Genomic DNA, 16194 nt, shown 5'->3' with positions numbered 1-16194 from the left:
TATTTGTATACAGTGCGCAATTTAATAATATGTCATTAACGAACTGCAAAAATGGCATAGTACGTTTTTTTACTTGAGAAATAAATCCACATAATAGGAACAATTGTATGAATATTGGAATTTACATCTATGATGATGCCGAAGTACTCGATTTCTCAGGTCCGTTTGAGGTGTTTAGTACTGCTAAGCGCCTAGCGAATAATGATTGGCAAGTGAGTTTAATTGCCGAAAGTGATAGTCCTGTACTTGCCCGCGGTGGTTATAGTGTAAACCCCCATTACAGCTTTGCTGACTGCCCTTCGCTTGATCTCCTTGTTGTGGTTGGTGGTGACCATACACGAGAGCTAGAAAAAGCAGAGGTTATTACTTGGTTAAAACACACAGCCACTAACACCAAGCGTGTTGCGAGTGTTTGTACGGGGGCGTTTTTGCTTGCCAAAACAGGGCTTTTGAACGGTAAAAATGTCACGACTCATTGGCAAGATCAACCTGAGCTGGCTGCTTTGTTTTCTGATCTCAATGTGATTGCAGATACTCGTTGGGTCACCGACGGTAAGTTTACCAGCTCAGGAGGAATTTCTGCAGGCATTGATATGAGCCTAGCGTTAGTCGCTGAATTTATTAGTTACGAACACGCCCTACTGACCGCCAAACAGATGGAATATAAATGGCAGACGTTATAATTGTTCAGCAATATAGTCGGTTATAAACTGTTTTAAACAGGCAGCCTTTTTACTCAGTAAACGTGCGCTTGGCCAGATGGCATAAATGTCGCGGTTTTCTCCTCGCCAGTGTGGCAGTACTTGAACTAACTGCTGAGACTTTAATTCATCGATAACCTCAAACCGAGGTAACAAAGCGATACCTTGCTCATCACAAACTAAGTATTTTACAAATCCAGTATCGTTAAAAGTACTAGCAAAGCGGCACATGTGAGTATGAGTTGCATTTGTTTGTGTATTAGTTAGCTGCCATTTATTTCTCAACGTGGTACCAATTAACCTATGCTGTTTTAAATCTGCAGGCTCTTCTATGGTAGGTGACGAATCAAGGTATGCTTTTGTGCTTACAAATAAGGTATCAACACTGCCTAACTTTTTCTGATGGAGCATAGAATCAGCCTGCGGCCCGACTCTTATTGCTATATCAGCTTGGCTTTTACTGAGATCTACAAGTTGGTTATTAAGCAGTAGCTCAAGTTGAATATCAGGGTACTGTTTAGTGAATGCGAGCCACATCGGCTTTAAGAAACCATGACTAATATTCAGAGGTGCTAAAACTTTAAGCTTTCCTGACAATTGTGCTTTTTGCTCATTAAGTTGGCGGTGAGTTTGTTCAAATTGCTCAATTAATTCAACATAACTTTGAAAATACACCTCTCCTGCTTGTGTTAACGTGCATTGCCTTGCTGAGCGATTTAAAAGCTGCTCGCCTAGGCGTTGCTCAAGTCGTTGCAAGCGTCTCGATACTGTTGCGGTAGGCAACGACAAGCTTTCAGCCGCATTACTTAGGCCGCCTTGTTTAACAATCTGTATGAATAGGGCAATATCGTCAATCATGTTCTCATTTATGCAATCATAGTTTGTTTATCTTGCTATTTTTAGCATTTTTGTAATTAGTTATCATGTTTTTATTGAAACATTTTAGGGGTATGTAATGGACGCAAAGCATTGGCATCAACGTTGGGAAAATAACGAAATTGGTTTTCATGAAGGAGACGTTAACCGTTATCTAGATCAGTATTTTACTAACTTGAATTTGCAGCAAGGCGATACTGTTTTTGTACCACTGTGCGGAAAAACTCACGACATTCATTATTTGCTAGCACAAGGTATGCGTGTTGTTGGGGCTGAGCTTAGTGAGATTGCCATTAAGCAATTATTTGATGAGTTAAAGCTAGAACCCGAAATCAGCCAACACGGCGAGCTATTACGTTACCAAGGCGCAAATCTAACCGTTTGGGTAGGTGATATCTTTGCACTGACCGCGAATGAACTTGGCACTATCAACGCGGTTTATGACCGTGCTGCCTTAGTTGCGCTGCCAAAGCCAATGCGCATTCGCTATACCCAGCATTTACTAGAGTTGACCAATAGAGCTAAACAATTAGTGGTGGTCTTTGAGTATCAGCAAAATGAGTTTTCGGGCCCGCCGTTTAGTGTAGTCGCCGATGAGCTACATCAGCACTACGATGCTTTTTATCAACTAACATTACTGTGCAAGGAACCTCTCGAAGGTGGCTTAAAAGGGCAAGTCCCCGCCATGAACGTAGCTTGGCATTTAAGTTAGTACTTACAAACTAGTGGTGTGTAAATTCACACTCTAGTTGTGCGTTTTTCTGGCTAGTTTTTGTATCTCTGTGCGTGCACTATAGTGAAAAGTGTATTTAAGGAGCACATTTATGCAAAAGCCACGCGTTTTCTTTGTTTCTCATGGCGGCGGTCCTATGCCTTTACTTGGCGATCCAAGTCATGCCGATATGGTCACTTGTTTGCAGTCTATTGCTGCAAAAATTCAAAAGCCGTCAGCTATTTTGATGGTGAGTGCGCACTGGGAAGCGAACCCTATTAGCATTACTTCGAGCGCAGCTCCTGAGCTAATTTATGATTACTATGGTTTTCCTGAGCCTGCTTACAGTATTGAGTACCCAAGCCCAGGTGAACCAGCCCTTGCCGAAAAAGTACATCAAGCATTGGCAAAAGCTAATATCGATAGCACATTAAACCCATCTCGTGGCTTTGATCACGGTATGTATGTGCCTTTGAAAATTATGTATCCAGAAGCAGATATACCTTGTGTGCAATTGTCGTTACATCCAAGCCTTGAGCCGAGCTTACACCTAGCGATAGGTGAGGCTTTACAACAGCTTGATTACGATAATTTATTGATCATTGGTTCTGGCTTTACTTTTCATAATATGCGCGCATTTTTCACCCCTGAAACCGCTGAAATTAAAGCGCAAAATATGGCTTTTGAGCAATGGTTAGTCGATGTCTGTGGCAATACTGAACTGAGTGAACAGCAGCGACAAGCTAAGTTATTAGAATGGCAAATGGCCCCTGTGGCGCGTTTTAGTCATCCTCGAGAAGAGCACTTATTGCCGTTACATGTTTGCTATGGTGCGGCGATGCGCCCTTGTAGTGATATCTACGAACTACGTATTGCCAATAAGCAAGCCAGTATGTTCTTGTGGGACGATTGAGTTTAAGTTCAACCCCCCTGATAACACGATAAAAGCTCAGATTTTATAAGTTTATTTTGGTACGCTAGGTAAGTTAAAACCTAGGAACAACAAAATGAACTTGATAAAAACATCAACCCTTGCGTTTGCTGTGGTTGCGGGTTTAGGTTTGCAAGCATGCTCAAGTACAGAGCAAGTAAGCACACCATCAGCAACAGTGAACGCAACGGCTAATTCGCTCTCGCTTGAACAAATTTATAAAGAAAAAGACTTTAAAGCTGAGCGTAGCACCTATTTTACGTGGCTCGATGATGGTACTGGTTATACGGTACTTGAAGAGCGCGAAAGCGATAAAAACAACCAAGACGACAAAGCTAAAGACGATGAGCACGGCGTAAAAGGCAATGATATTGTGTTTTATAACGCTGATGTCACGGGTCGTAAGGTACTGGTTAGCTACGAAAAATTAATTCCCAAAGGTGATAAAGAGCCACTCACTGTTGAAAGCTATCAATGGTCTAAAGATGGTAAATGGCTGATGGTTTTTACCAATGGCGAGCAAGTGTGGCGCTCACGTAGCCGTGGTGATTTTTGGCTATTAAACCTCGAAACTGATTCGCTGTATCAGTTAGGTGGCGAAAACATCGAAGCGAAAAAGCTGATGTTTGCTAAGTTCTCACCAGATAGCTCAAAAGTAGCTTACGTGCGTGATAACAATATCTACATGGAAAAAGTCGGCAGCAAGGCTGTGACTGCTTTAACCACTGACGGTAACGACACCATTGTTAATGGTAATTTTGACTGGGTATACGAAGAAGAATTTACCATTCGTGATGGTTTTCGCTGGAGTCCAGACAACAAATCAATTGCCTATTGGCAGCTTGATACCAGTGGCGTGAAATACTTCACCATGATCAATAACACCGATGATCTCTACCCTACCCTTAAAGAATTCCCGTATCCAAAAGCCGGCGAGATGAACTCTGCGGTTAAAGTGGGGGTGGTTAGTCTTAATGACAAGAAAACCCGTTGGGCTGAACTAGGTGGTGATAATCGCGATCGTTATATTCCACGTATTAGCTGGGCAGGCACTGGTGAATCTTTGATGATCCAAGATCTTAACCGCCCGCAAAGCCACAACAAGGTTTGGTTATTCGACTGGCAAAAACAGCAGCTGACTAAAATTCTTGAAGATAAAGACGATGCCTTTATTGAATGGTTTTATAAAGCAAACTGGTCAAAAGACGGTAAGTTCTTTATTTGGCACAGTGAGCGTGATGGCTGGCGCCATTTGTACCGTGTATCTCGCGATGGTAAAACGATAGTCGATTTAACACCGGGCGAGTACGACATCATTGATATGTTAGCGCTCAACGAAGATAAAAACGTTATGTACTTTACTGCATCACCGGATGATCCGGGCCAGCGTTACTTATTCCGTACCTCGCTTGATGGCAGCTCTAAACCGGTGCGCGTAACGCCTGCGTCATTTGATGGTTCAAACAGCTATTACATGTCTAAAGATACCTCTTGGGCAATGCATACTTTCTCTAAATTTGGCACCCCACCAATGAAAGAGATCATCAAAGTAAGCGATCACAGTAATGTGAAAACCTTAGTTGAGAACAAAGCATTAAAAGAGAAATTAGCGACTGAGCAATTACCGACTCACGAGTTCTTTACGGTTAATGCGCGCGATGGTGTTGAGCTTGATGGCTACATCATGTTCCCAGCGAATATGGATAAAAGCAAAAAATACCCAATCGTTTTCTATGTTTACGGTGAGCCATGGGGCTCAACAGTACAAGATCGCTGGGAAGGTAACAGTTACTTATACAAGTCGTATCTAACTCAGCAAGGCTTTATTGTTGCTTCAGTTGATAACCGCGGCACGCGCGCACCAAAGGGCAGAGATTGGCGTAAGTCTATCTACAAAAAAATAGGCTCTATAACCGTGCGTGACCAAGTTGACGCCCTAGATGCAATGGTAAAACGTTGGGATGTCATTGATACCGACCGTGTTGGTGTATGGGGTCACTCAGGTGGTGGTAGTTCAACGCTTAATTTGTTATTCCGCCATGGTGATAAATATAAAGTTGGGATTGCCTCTGCCCCAGTGCCTGATATTCGCTTGTACGATACTATCTACCAAGAGCGCTATGCGGGTAACCCAAATACTGATCCTGAAAGTTACGACAACACGTCTCCGATCACCTTTGCAAAAGACCTGCAAGGTAAGTTGCTACTGATCCACGGTACCGGAGATGATAATGTACACTACCAAGGCTCAGAGCGTTTAATTAACGAATTAGTTAAGCACAATAAACAGTTCGAGTTTTTCTCTTACCCGAACCGTTCTCACAGCCTACGAGAAGGTAAAGGCACTACCCTGCACTATCACACTATGATGGCTAACTTCTTCGAAAAGCATTTACTTAACAAGTAAATATGCTTTATTAAAAAATACCGCAGCTTAGACATTAAGACCGCAGCTTAGACATTAAGCTGCGGTTTTTTTATGCAAACTGTAAACCCCCGTTACACGAAAAAATTACGAGGGTTATGTATAAATTTGATAAGGAAAAAGTTTTGTCTATTGTAATTCTATAGTGACATGGTCTCTCTTTTAATCTGCCATACTTTGTTGGTGTAGGCGGTTGATGGTATATTTTTCTGCAGCACATTGTTCAGGGTCTAAATTTGATACGTAGTTTAAAATCTGACTCAATGCTGTGCTATCTCTTCGTACTTTTAACGCAAATTCCTCTGCGCCAATACAGCGTCTATTGTCATCATACATAATATCTAACGCTGGCTGTAATTCTTCAATCGTTTTAGCCTTACTAAAAAGAGATAAATACTTTTCTCGGCCATTATTAACTATATTTTTTGAATCTAGTTTTATTTTTGCTATTTTATCGAGCCATTTATCATCAAAACCAAGTAAAACATAGTTAAGCAAATATTCACTGTCTTCATCACAGACACCTGGTTTATCCGTATGAGTTGCTAATTTTGCTCTCAGTTCTGAAGCTGTATCTAGCCAAAAAGATGTTGATTTATGAGTCTCTATGCCTATTGTATTAAGGATTGCTAATCGGCGTGCTGAAAACAGTCCTGCACACATCCAACGTATACCGGTATTTATTGTTTTGGAATGCCAATAGACTGCTTTATCAAGATCTTGCTCCACAACAAATTCACCACTTTCGTAGCTAGATGCTAATATATTCATGCACCCAGCATGACCTGATTCCCCACACGTTGACCAATAACGATAAGCTAAGCTGTAATTATCTAATTGATGAGCTGAAATTTGTCCCGCAGTATATTCAAGGTCACCTAGATATGAGTCAGTTACTTCTTTTAAGTCATCTAAGTTATTAAGTAGTTTTTGTACTTGAGAAACATCGATAGGAAGGTTATTAAATTTGTACTTTCTATTAATAGCTTCGGCGGCATTTAACTGAGCGCGTAGTATGATTGCAAAATCTTCAGGAGAAAATGTCATTTCTCGAGAGCCTGACTCAAGGATATCAATATTATTTTGAAGGCGTTTTTCATCGATCTCTGTGATAGATTTATTAGAATGTAAATAATTGAAAGTATCATTAATTGCTACATTCACATCCTCAATAGTTACCGCAACGACTGAGCTTGAAAAAATACTGCAGCATAATGCAAAAAGCCATTTCCTTGTCATTTTTAGTTTCCTTAATAGAGACCCATTTATTCTTTTAGCTTGTTGATAGATAATATGTAATTGTCTATAAAGCCTGATTTAATAGTATTAAAAAATACTCACCATAACACCTTACTTGATAATAATCTTATCAAGATAAAATTTATTCAAGATTTTACCTTTTGATTCATAATGGCTTTAAAAACTTTGTTAGCTAGTTCGTTAGAGAGGGTTTTGACCCTTTAAACTTACAAATAGCTGTTAAACCAATTAACTAGCTCTGATTCAAGTTGTTCTTTATGGTTCATTAAAAAGTGGTTATCACCTTCATACACCACAAGTTTATGAGGTATTTGATGCTTATCTAGCGCTTTGGCAAATTGAATTGAGTTTTCGACCGATACTCGTTTATCGTCACTGCCATGAATAAGTAATATGGGCACTTTAGGTGATAGCTTATCAACCCAGTTCATCACAGAGCGTGCTTCAAGCTCTGCTTGTTTGTTCTCTTTATAATTGGGGATACGACGCACATACACGTTTTTTTCCATGTTAGGTCTAAACGTAAGCTCTTTGACTAAATCAGTCGCCCCTGCAATGGTTGCAATGGCTTTTATCTTGTTTGTGTGTTGCATCGCAAGGTGGGTTTGCATACCGCCTCTACTTACTCCTAACATGCCAATGCGGCTTTCATCTGCACCTGCTATGTGAGGAATAAAATCTATAAGCGCAAGTACGTCGTTAACATCTTTGCCACCAAACTCATCTAAATCATCATTTTTAGTTAATGTACCGCGGTATTGGCTGCCGATAACCACAAAGCCTTGCTCTGCTAAAGGAAATAAATTGCGCATCATTGCTGCAAAATAAACACTGCCAAAATTACCGTTACCGCCGCGGTTATAAATTAATACTGGAAGCTTATTCTTGATGACTTTAGGTTTGATGATATAACCAAGCACCTCAACATTATCGACCTGATATTTAAAATTATGGCAGGTTAAATTAGCTTTAAAGTTATCGAACATATCTTGTGGAAAGGTTTCTTCAAAGGCTTTAATGCGCTTTAAGTATGCTTCTTCGTTTTTAGCTTTGCGTTTATTCTTTTGCGCAATAAATTGATGCCACGAATCATAGTCAGCAAAGATACCTGTGAAGCAGTCTGTTTCTTTTGTGACGTGTTCATCATCGATAATTTTCGCTGCGCTGGTAGAAAAAACAGCGAGAAATAGGCTAGCAAAGAGTAGTAATTTATACACAACAACATCCTTATTGGTGACTAAAAGTTACTAAACCACAGTAACTTAAATGATGGTTATTTGTACATCATTAATTCAGTAACCGCTCAAGCCATTCAATCACAACGTTATGTGTTGCTGTTTCAAAGCGAGACTTTTCGGGAATGTAGTAACACAGTTTTGATTCAACATCTTGGCTATTAAACGATGTTAGTAACCCTGCATCTAGGTATGGTTGTACTAAGGTGTTTGAGCAAAACACCACACCTTTATTGGCGAGCACCTGATTTATACCAAACAGCTCTTGATCGAATGTTTTTACCTTGAAACATGAATCACTTAGGTTATTTACTTTGAGCCACCGCGTTAATGGTGGGGCTGGTAGGGCATTATTTTTCCATTGGCTGGTGTATAAAGTAACCTGTTTATCAAGCCAAGGGGCGCTTTGTTGCGCGTTTGCCGCAAACATATCAAAGCGCTCATATTTGATGATATCTGCTTTGTTTACTTCCTCACTATTTCCTAACCTAACAGGCAAGGTATGCAGTTGCTTATCTAAAGTTTCACTGGTTGATATATCAAGCTGTAAATGTGGTTTCTCGCTATAAAGCTCATCTAAAGCGGGTATTAATCTTAGGGCTGCTAGAGATGATGTTGTGGTGATGCGTACTTGGTTATGTGCTTGGCTCAATTATTCTATTGCCGCAAAAATAAGCTTAAAGCCGCTAGTTGTGTTTTGGCTCAGGTACTCGCCTGATGGAGTTAAGGTAATCTTTCTCACTTCGCGATGAAATAAGTCAATATTTAAGCGGCTTTCTAGGTTCGCAATGTGGTGCGATACCGCTGTAGGTGTAATCGCAAGCTCAGCGGCGGCTGCTTTAAAGCTACCTAGTCTCGCAGCTGACTCAAAGGCTTTTAAAGCTTGTAATGATATGTGCATAGTTAAACCCACCTAAATTTATAGGTGAGTATAACTTACTTATGGTAAATAATAACTCGTTTGTTAAATATCCCTTATTTATTGATGATACCAACTCATTAACTAATGAGGTATTTACTATGACTACTCTGCTACACATTGATGCTAGTGTGCGTTCAGCTAAAAATGCAAACCCTAATCATGATTCAATCTCTAAAAATATTGCTAAGAAATTTGTAAATCATTTACAGCAAAATAATGCTATAGCTGAGTATATTTATCGTGATGTTGGGATTAATCCACCTTCCTTTATTAATCAATCTTGGATTGGTGCTGTGTTTACGCCAGCCAACAAGTTAACGCTAGAGCAAAAAGAAGTACTGGCTGAATCTGATGAATTGATAAATGAATTAGTTAAGGCTGATACCATAGTGATATCAACGCCTATGTATAACTATGGCATGCCTGCGCAATTAAAAGCATGGTTTGATCAAATCGTTAGGATCAATAAAACGTTTGATTTTGACTTGCAGCGGGGGGATTTTCCTTTGCAACCATTGTTAACAGGTAAACGTTTGCTGGTTATTACCTCAACGGGTGAGTTTGGTTTTGAGGTCGGTGGTATACGCGAGAGTATGAGCCATTTAGTGCCGCACATTAAAACCTTGAGTAAGTATTTAGGTGCTGAGCACATTGATGAAATTGCCTGTGAGTATCAAGAATTTAACGACCAAAGACATCAACGTTCTTTGACTAACGCTTATGCTAAAGCAGAACAATTAGCGCTGAGATACGCCAATTAAGCAAACAAAAAGCCGCAATAAGCGGCTTTATCTGTAATGGGGCTTTACACTAAAAATAGGGGTTGGCGTTATTCAACTGAAATGAATACTTCAACTTCTTCACTGCTTTTATAAAACTCATAGTCAGTTTTATATGCACGAATATGAGGGCACTGTTCATTACTAAAGTACTGCCAAACTTGGCCCCAAACATCGATGACGGTTTGTGGCATTGCTCCTTTGCCACTAAAGCGAAGGTAGTTACCTGTGGCGAGTGTAGTTTGTTCTATCTCTGATGATGTGACTTGCATGTCAGTACACGCAAAGACATCAAACTCCCCTGTGACATCAGATTCATAATGAGTATACACGCCATAAACTTGACTAGATGGGGTTAATTTTGGCGCTATGTCTGTGTAAAACTGCTGCCATAGGCCCGCTATTTTGGCACTTTCCCCACTCATTTCATTAATATTGCTGGTGCGAACTTTGAGGCCAAATAAAGTCGTTGGGTTGTCGATATTGATGTGTGTTACTTGCTGATCCATTGCATTTATCCTTGCTTAATTTGTTCCCAGTAAAATACCAGAGCACATGTACTTTAACCTAGCCTTTTTAATTATTTATTTTAAAAAGACTATATTTTGTCAACGGCCTTTACAGCTTAAAAAACAGTCATGGCATCCTTATCTGCATCAGGTTAAGATGGGTAAAATAACAACAAAATCAGCGGGTGTTTAATGAATAAAATCAATGCGCTTATCTACTTTTTAGCCTTTAGTAGCGGCTTTTGCATTATGGGAATTGAGCTTTTAGGCGGGCGAATTTTAGCGCCGTACTTTGGTAGCAGTGTGCATATATGGGGCAGTATTATCACTGTATTTATGTTGAGCTTATCTTTCGGCTATTTACTTGGCGGTAAGCTCTCAACCCGCAATCCTTCGTTAACTAAATATGGTCTCATTTTCTTTGTAGCGAGTATTATGGTGGTGCCAATAGTATTGTTTGCTGAGCCAATTATGACCTTTATTTTCACCCATGTTGAAGACAGTCGTTACGGCTCGTTGCTGGCATCAACGGCGTTGTTTTTTATTCCTACAACAATACTCGGTATGATCTCACCTTACTCAGTGCGATTATTGGTTACCGATCATGAAAAAAGTGGCCAGGTTGCCGGTGGTTTGTATTTTGTGAGCACCCTAGGTAGTGCGCTTGGTACGATTATTACCTCTTTTTATATGGTGTTAGCGTTTGATGTTAACGACATCATTAAAACCTTTGCAGCGGTATTAGGCGCGCTTGGTTTGCTTGCAATTGCGGTTAGTCAAATAAAAACAAAGGAGCGTACTGTATGTTTAGAGTCTTAATGGTTTGTTTGCTCATGACATTGCCTTTTAGCAGCTTAGCCGAAGTAATACATAAAGAGCGCTCGCTTTATCGAAATATTTTAGTGGAGAAGACAGGCGATTTACTGTGTTTAAAATTTAACGAAAAAACCCGTAAAAGTACGCAAAGTTGTATGTATAAGAGTGAGCCTAAAAAGCTGGTGTTTAATTACACCAAAATGACGTTCGCAAGCTTACTATTTATTGATGATCCTAAAAATGTATTGATCATAGGTTTAGGAGGAGGTTCACTCTCTAATACCATTCATGAGCTTTACCCTAGCGCTCATATCGAAAATGTCGAAATTGACCCCGCGGTAATAAAAGTTGCCCGTGATTATTTTAGCTTTGTAGAAACTAATAACGTAACGTCTAAGGTGCAAGATGGCCGAATTTTTATTAAACGTGCCGCACTTAAAAAACAAAAGTACGATTGGATTATTCTTGATGCCTTTAACGGCGATTATATCCCTGAGCACCTCCTCACTAAGGAGTTTTTTGCGGAAGTAAAAAGTGTTTTGGCTGATGGCGGAATTGTCGCTGCAAATACTTTTTCATCGAGTAAATTGTACCAGCATGAGTCGGCAACTTACTTCGATGTGTTTGGTGACTTTGTTAATGTTGTGACCGATGAAAACTCTAATCGCATTATTTTAGCTGGCTTCGAGACTATGCCTAGCCAGCAACAGTTAGCCGAACGCGTCAACAAACTCGCAAATAAGCTAACCCCTTACGATGTTGATTTGCAGTTACTCAGCGAGCATTTGTTTTATACTAAGGGTAATCAAGATTGGCCAGCGGATACCAAGGTGCTCACTGACCAATATTCACCAGCGAATTTATTAAATTATCAATGATCAAATACGCCTTAATTGCATGTCTTTTATTTACCAGCTCTGCTGCTATGGCAGAGCCCCCTTCTCCCCCACCTTTAGCTGCAAGTCAGCAGCAGTTGTCTAAACTATTAAATCAATACAAAGGGCAAGTCGTGTTACTCGATTTTTGGGCATCTTGGTGCAGCCCGTGCCGACGCTCGTTTCCTTGGTTTATAGCGATGCAGAGCAAGTATCAACAGCAAGGGCTTGAAGTGATAGCTGTAAATATTGATGTTGAGCGCGGTGATGCCGATGCATTTTTAGCTGAGTTTGCAGTGAACTTTAATATTATTTATGACCCAGACGCTGTTATTGGCAGGCAATACCAACTTAAAGGGATGCCGAGCAGCTTTTTAATTGATAAAGAAGGCATAGTACGATTCCAACACACAGGATTTGTTGCTGATAAATTAGACCTCTATGAAAGCCATATCAAGGAGTTAATTGCTAAATAGTGTTATCTATCAGATAACTTTTGCTGTTGTTCGCTTTTATCGAACGCAGCTATCTATTTTATTAATTGCACCAATATTTACTTAGCATGCTAACTATATTAAGATAGTTAGCATGCTAAGTAAATGGAGCGCATCATGTCTTCCACTCCCCCTTTTCACGAAACTCTTGATTTAACATTATGCGGCAGTATGGGCCGTGTGCATCGTTTATGTCGCGATGCTGTCACTTTGGCGGTTGAGCCTTTAGGCCTTACTCAATCTCGCTGGACTGCGATGATGCACCTGTTTCATTTAAACCAAGGTTGTACGCAACAAGAGTTGGCAAATAGCTTAGGCATTGAAATGCCTTCACTAACTCGCACTATTAAGCAGCTTGAGCAACAAGAGATTATTGCTCGTAAAGCTGACGCTGAAGATAAACGCAGTAAACGTCTGTACTTCACTGAGCAAGGTCTACAATTGTTAGACACATTGCAGGTGATTATTGCCGATGTGAAAGAGCACCTTTATGCCGATTTAACCACTGAGCAACTCGATACCATGGCGCATGGCTTAATTCAGATGGAACAGAATGCTCGTCAGTGTATCCGTCATTATTCAGGAGATAAGTAACGTTATGACACCAGATCAAAAGTTTGCCCGTTACGTAAAAATCTCTTTAGCGGGTTTTATTGTTTTATTTTTATATTTTGTGATTGCCGATTTGTATATGCCTGTTACACCGCAGGCCCGTGTGTATCATCCGGTTGTGCAAGTGACCCCACAGGTAAGTGGTCGTGTGACTGACGTGTTAGTGACTAATAATCAAGCCGTCGAAAAACAGCAAGCCTTGTTTAAGATTAACGATGAGCCGTTTGAGCTTGCCGTGCAACAAGCTGAACTTGCATATGATGATGCAAAACTACAAAACCAACGTTTAGATAGTAGTGTGAAGGCAATAGAAGCACAGTTAGCGGCTGCTCAAGCTAAGCTACATGAGCAAACGTTGCTGTTTGAACGCGGTGAGTCGCTATTGAAAAAGCGTTCTATTTCAGAGCAAGAGTACGAAACTATCAATGCGAACTATCAATCAAGCAAAGCCAATGTGGCTGCAATTGAAGCCCAGCTTAGCGAGGCTAAATTAGCGCGCGGTAAAATAGGGGATGACAATTTAGCGCTTCGTCATGCTCAAAACCAGCTTGAACAAGCGAAACTAAACCTGTCGTACACCACAGTGACAGCTGATACCGACGGTAAAACAGCAAACTTACAGGTAACACCGGGTACCTATGCTAATAAGGGCCAGCCGTTAATGGCGATTGTTGCTAATAAAGCTGATTTAGTGGCTGATTTTCGTGAAAAGTCTTTAGCTCACGTTCAAATTGGTAGCACTGCAAAAGTCAGCTTTGATGCGCTACCGGGCAAAGTGTTTACAGGCAAAATTGTTAGTTTTGAAGCGGGTGTGAGTGATGGCCAGCTTAATGCTAACGGTTTACTCAGTGCCACTGAAAGCAGCAACCGTTGGGTACGAGATGCACAGCGTCAACGTATCCATATTAAGCTAGATGAACACCAGATGCTGGCAAAATTTCCAAGTGGTGCGCGTGCAACCGTACAGCTTTTGCCTGACTCTAGCATTGGCAGTTGGTTTGCAAGCATGCAAATTCGCTTTATTAGTGTTCTGCACTTCATTTACTAAGGCTGGGTGAGTTATGTCAGTATTGCAACTCGATGGTAATGGCTTACGCCAAGCACTACGCATTGCTACGGGCTCAGCATTAGGGTTTTCACTGGCAAAATTGATGAACTGGCCGAATGGTATCTTTTTTACTGTTTATCCTATGCTACTACTCGGTTTAGTGCCTGTGCTTAACATGCATATTATTCGTCAGTTTTACGCAGGCGCGGTGTTCAGTGCGCTATTTGTGCTGGTTGTGCAAGGGCTGTTTGCACACTTGCCTGTTGTAATGACAATGATGAGCTTTATAGCCTTTGCCTTTTTGTTCTATCAAATGAGCCGTGGTGCTAACTTTTTATTTGGCGCCACAACGGTGGTGAGTTTGTCGATTCAATTACATTTTTCGACCTACACCGGCGGTGGTGTCAGTATTTATCCGCTGATCATTAGTAACGCTGTTGCAGTTGTCGTAACTGTGCTGTTTTCGATGCTAATGCATGGTTTATTCCCTGATGTTGCACCACGCCAAGGTCGGGTAATGCCAGAGAAAGCAAAAGAAAGTATACGCCACGAAGTATTACTTTGTTCAACCGTCGCGACTTTATCATTTGTTGTATTTCAGGTATTTGATTTACAAGACTCTATCTCCGCTCAAGCAGCCTCGGTACTGATATTATTTTCATTGTGCTGGAAAGCGGCAGGTATGGCTGCATGGCAGCGCGCGATAGGCACCCTAATCGGTTGTAACTTAGCGTTAGTGGCACAGTTATTTTTGTATAACCATACAGATATTTTGATATTTCCTGCGTTAATTCTGTGGATTTTGACCTTTATCTTTAGTCGTTATCACATAATTGGTGGCGGTATTCCGGGTGTTGGCTTTGGTATTATCACCACATTTGGTATTTTGTTTGGCCAGTCATTAGGGCCGGGGCAAGATTTGGTTTACAGTGCGCTCTATCGTTTTTCGTCGGTGTCTGTGGCCATACTATTGAGCTTATGTGCGGTGTATATAATGCATCACATCTTAAATCGCTTTGCAATGACTAGGCATCACACGTTTGATTAAAGATTAAAAAAGGGAGTTAATCAGAACTCCCTTTTTTATTGATATTTGGTTCGAAAATTGTAGGTAGAGACTTAAGTAAATCGTCTTGTTTCTTTACGACACTCTGTACACAGGTTTTTGAGGCGACATCTGCAACCCAAGCGCCCCATTGTGAACTGCCAGGCTCTTCTCCTGGGGTTGCCCACCATCTGGCTTTATAAAGAATTTCGTTGTAACAGGTTTCACTACCTTGCGGATACGCGCTTCCGGCTTGCCATGAATCTACAGCAAAACTCGACATAGGCAAAGCTGACAGCGTTATCATTGCAGCGGCAACAATGCGTGATTTCTGGCCCATACGCGGCTCCTTCATTAATGGTGAGATTGTATGACTATTATAGACGCGGCAGGATTAACCATCAATTAACTTTGTTAACAAGTTACACTTCTTTACAGTTCTGCTTATTTTTGACACGATCTTCTGATGTGAAAGTTAGAATTTTACATTTTTTCTTAATGCTTTTGTTTGTCCTCTTTTTGTTTTAGAGTCCATGCGCTTTCTCTGAGAATTTTTACTTGGTTTTGTTGCTCTTCGTTTCTTTTGTATTTGTGTTGCATTAATGATTAATTCTTTCAAACGATTAAGCGCATCTTCTTTGTTCATTTCTTGCGTGCGATGACTTTGCGACTTTATGACAATAACGCCCTCTTTGGTAATTCGAGAATCATTTAAATTAAGTAAACGTTGTTTGTAAAAGTCAGGTAACTTTGAGCGATTAATATCAAAACGAAGATGAATAGCTGTAGCTACTTTATTGACGTTCTGCCCGCCAGCGCCTTGCGAGCGGATCGCACTAAAGTCGAGTTCCCATTCATCAATTTTGACGGTATTAGAAATAATTAACATCAGGTTCAGTTAGCTATGGTAAAAAAGGTATTGTAACATTTGTAATTGGCTAAACATAATAGCTC

The 16194-nt window shown here is 40.6% G+C and carries 19 protein-coding genes; 11 read left to right on the top strand and 8 right to left on the bottom strand.

What is annotated here, in order from left to right; translation table 11 throughout:
• Positions 1 to 107: 107 nt before the first annotated feature.
• Positions 108 to 683 carry a DJ-1/PfpI family protein gene (locus tag PASHI_RS09840; RefSeq protein ID WP_062565460.1) on the top strand — a complete coding sequence of 192 codons (576 nt, stop codon included), beginning with the start codon at positions 108 to 110 and terminating at the stop codon, positions 681 to 683.
• On the opposite strand, the gene PASHI_RS09835 is transcribed toward PASHI_RS09840, so the two are convergent.
• On the bottom strand, positions 678 to 1559 hold the full coding sequence (locus tag PASHI_RS09835; protein WP_062565459.1) for a LysR family transcriptional regulator: 882 nt from the start codon (positions 1557 to 1559) through the stop codon (positions 678 to 680). The genes PASHI_RS09840 and PASHI_RS09835 overlap by 6 nt on opposite strands.
• A 97-nt stretch (positions 1560 to 1656) precedes the next feature.
• Here PASHI_RS09835 and tmpT point away from each other — a divergent pair, with 97 nt between their 5' ends.
• From tmpT to PASHI_RS09820, 3 genes are all read left to right on the top strand, one after another.
• Complete coding sequence (tmpT, locus tag PASHI_RS09830; RefSeq protein ID WP_062565458.1) at positions 1657 to 2289, top strand: thiopurine S-methyltransferase; 633 nt, start codon at positions 1657 to 1659, stop codon at positions 2287 to 2289.
• A 112-nt stretch (positions 2290 to 2401) separates the two neighbouring features.
• On the top strand, positions 2402 to 3202 hold the full coding sequence (locus PASHI_RS09825; protein WP_062565457.1) for a DODA-type extradiol aromatic ring-opening family dioxygenase: 801 nt from the start codon (positions 2402 to 2404) through the stop codon (positions 3200 to 3202).
• Between the two features lie 94 nt (positions 3203 to 3296).
• The gene (locus PASHI_RS09820) at positions 3297 to 5627 is read left to right on the top strand and encodes a S9 family peptidase (RefSeq protein WP_062565456.1); all 2331 of its coding nucleotides are present in this window, start codon (positions 3297 to 3299) and stop codon (positions 5625 to 5627) included.
• 180 nt (positions 5628 to 5807) lie between these two features.
• Here the strand turns inward: PASHI_RS09820 and PASHI_RS09815 are convergent, their stop codons facing one another.
• The 4 genes from PASHI_RS09815 to PASHI_RS22220 all read right to left on the bottom strand — a co-directional run bounded on the left by PASHI_RS09815 (position 5808) and on the right by PASHI_RS22220 (position 9041).
• Positions 5808 to 6884, bottom strand: a complete 1077-nt coding sequence (locus tag PASHI_RS09815; RefSeq protein WP_062565455.1) for a sel1 repeat family protein — start codon at positions 6882 to 6884, stop codon at positions 5808 to 5810.
• Positions 6885 to 7111: 227 nt separating this feature from the next.
• Positions 7112 to 8122: an alpha/beta hydrolase family protein gene (locus PASHI_RS09810; RefSeq protein WP_062565454.1), complete on the bottom strand. Its 1011-nt coding sequence runs from the start codon at positions 8120 to 8122 to the stop codon at positions 7112 to 7114.
• Positions 8123 to 8192: 70 nt separating this feature from the next.
• The gene (locus tag PASHI_RS09805) at positions 8193 to 8792 is read right to left on the bottom strand and encodes a hypothetical protein (protein ID WP_244269390.1); all 600 of its coding nucleotides are present in this window, start codon (positions 8790 to 8792) and stop codon (positions 8193 to 8195) included.
• Positions 8793 to 9041, bottom strand: coding sequence for a LysR family transcriptional regulator (locus PASHI_RS22220; RefSeq protein WP_244269389.1), 249 nt, complete (start codon positions 9039 to 9041; stop codon positions 8793 to 8795). It abuts the gene before it with no gap.
• Positions 9042 to 9160: 119 nt separating this feature from the next.
• On the opposite strand from PASHI_RS22220, the gene PASHI_RS09800 reads away from it, so the two are divergent.
• Entirely contained in the window at positions 9161 to 9823 is a 663-nt protein-coding gene (locus PASHI_RS09800; protein ID WP_062565924.1) for an FMN-dependent NADH-azoreductase, read from the top strand.
• A 68-nt stretch (positions 9824 to 9891) separates the two neighbouring features.
• Here PASHI_RS09800 and PASHI_RS09795 read toward each other — a convergent pair whose 3' ends face one another.
• Positions 9892 to 10350: a GyrI-like domain-containing protein gene (locus PASHI_RS09795; protein WP_062565453.1), complete on the bottom strand. Its 459-nt coding sequence runs from the start codon at positions 10348 to 10350 to the stop codon at positions 9892 to 9894.
• 192 nt (positions 10351 to 10542) lie between these two features.
• Between PASHI_RS09795 and PASHI_RS09790 the strand changes: the two genes are divergently transcribed.
• The 6 genes from PASHI_RS09790 to PASHI_RS09765 all read left to right on the top strand — a co-directional run bounded on the left by PASHI_RS09790 (position 10543) and on the right by PASHI_RS09765 (position 15243).
• Entirely contained in the window at positions 10543 to 11169 is a 627-nt protein-coding gene (locus PASHI_RS09790; protein WP_062565452.1) for a fused MFS/spermidine synthase, read from the top strand.
• Entirely contained in the window at positions 11154 to 12044 is an 891-nt protein-coding gene (locus tag PASHI_RS09785; RefSeq protein ID WP_062565451.1) for a spermidine synthase, read from the top strand. Before PASHI_RS09790 ends, PASHI_RS09785 begins: the two co-directional genes overlap by 16 nt.
• A complete protein-coding gene (locus tag PASHI_RS09780; RefSeq protein WP_082710901.1) occupies positions 12041 to 12517 on the top strand; it encodes a TlpA disulfide reductase family protein in 477 nt (158 codons plus the stop codon). Before PASHI_RS09785 ends, PASHI_RS09780 begins: the two co-directional genes overlap by 4 nt.
• 135 nt (positions 12518 to 12652) lie before the next feature.
• Positions 12653 to 13129: a MarR family winged helix-turn-helix transcriptional regulator gene (locus tag PASHI_RS09775; protein ID WP_058584360.1), complete on the top strand. Its 477-nt coding sequence runs from the start codon at positions 12653 to 12655 to the stop codon at positions 13127 to 13129.
• A gap of 4 nt (positions 13130 to 13133) precedes the next feature.
• Entirely contained in the window at positions 13134 to 14195 is a 1062-nt protein-coding gene (locus PASHI_RS09770) for an HlyD family secretion protein (protein WP_062565450.1), read from the top strand.
• Between the two features lie 13 nt (positions 14196 to 14208).
• The gene (locus tag PASHI_RS09765) at positions 14209 to 15243 is read left to right on the top strand and encodes a DUF2955 domain-containing protein (protein WP_062565449.1); all 1035 of its coding nucleotides are present in this window, start codon (positions 14209 to 14211) and stop codon (positions 15241 to 15243) included.
• Positions 15244 to 15259: 16 nt separating this feature from the next.
• On the opposite strand, the gene PASHI_RS09760 is transcribed toward PASHI_RS09765, so the two are convergent.
• The gene (locus PASHI_RS09760) at positions 15260 to 15580 is read right to left on the bottom strand and encodes a hypothetical protein (protein WP_062565448.1); all 321 of its coding nucleotides are present in this window, start codon (positions 15578 to 15580) and stop codon (positions 15260 to 15262) included.
• Positions 15581 to 15715: 135 nt separating this feature from the next.
• Positions 15716 to 16129 carry an alternative ribosome rescue aminoacyl-tRNA hydrolase ArfB gene (arfB, locus tag PASHI_RS09755; protein WP_062565447.1) on the bottom strand — a complete coding sequence of 138 codons (414 nt, stop codon included), beginning with the start codon at positions 16127 to 16129 and terminating at the stop codon, positions 15716 to 15718.
• Positions 16130 to 16194 lie beyond the last annotated feature (65 nt).

The sequence above is a fragment of the Pseudoalteromonas shioyasakiensis genome, assembly GCF_001550135.1.
In the GTDB taxonomy this organism is placed as follows: domain Bacteria; phylum Pseudomonadota; class Gammaproteobacteria; order Enterobacterales; family Alteromonadaceae; genus Pseudoalteromonas; species Pseudoalteromonas shioyasakiensis.
Note: the sequence above shows the minus strand (reverse complement) of the source record. Positions and strands in the feature narration are given on the sequence as shown.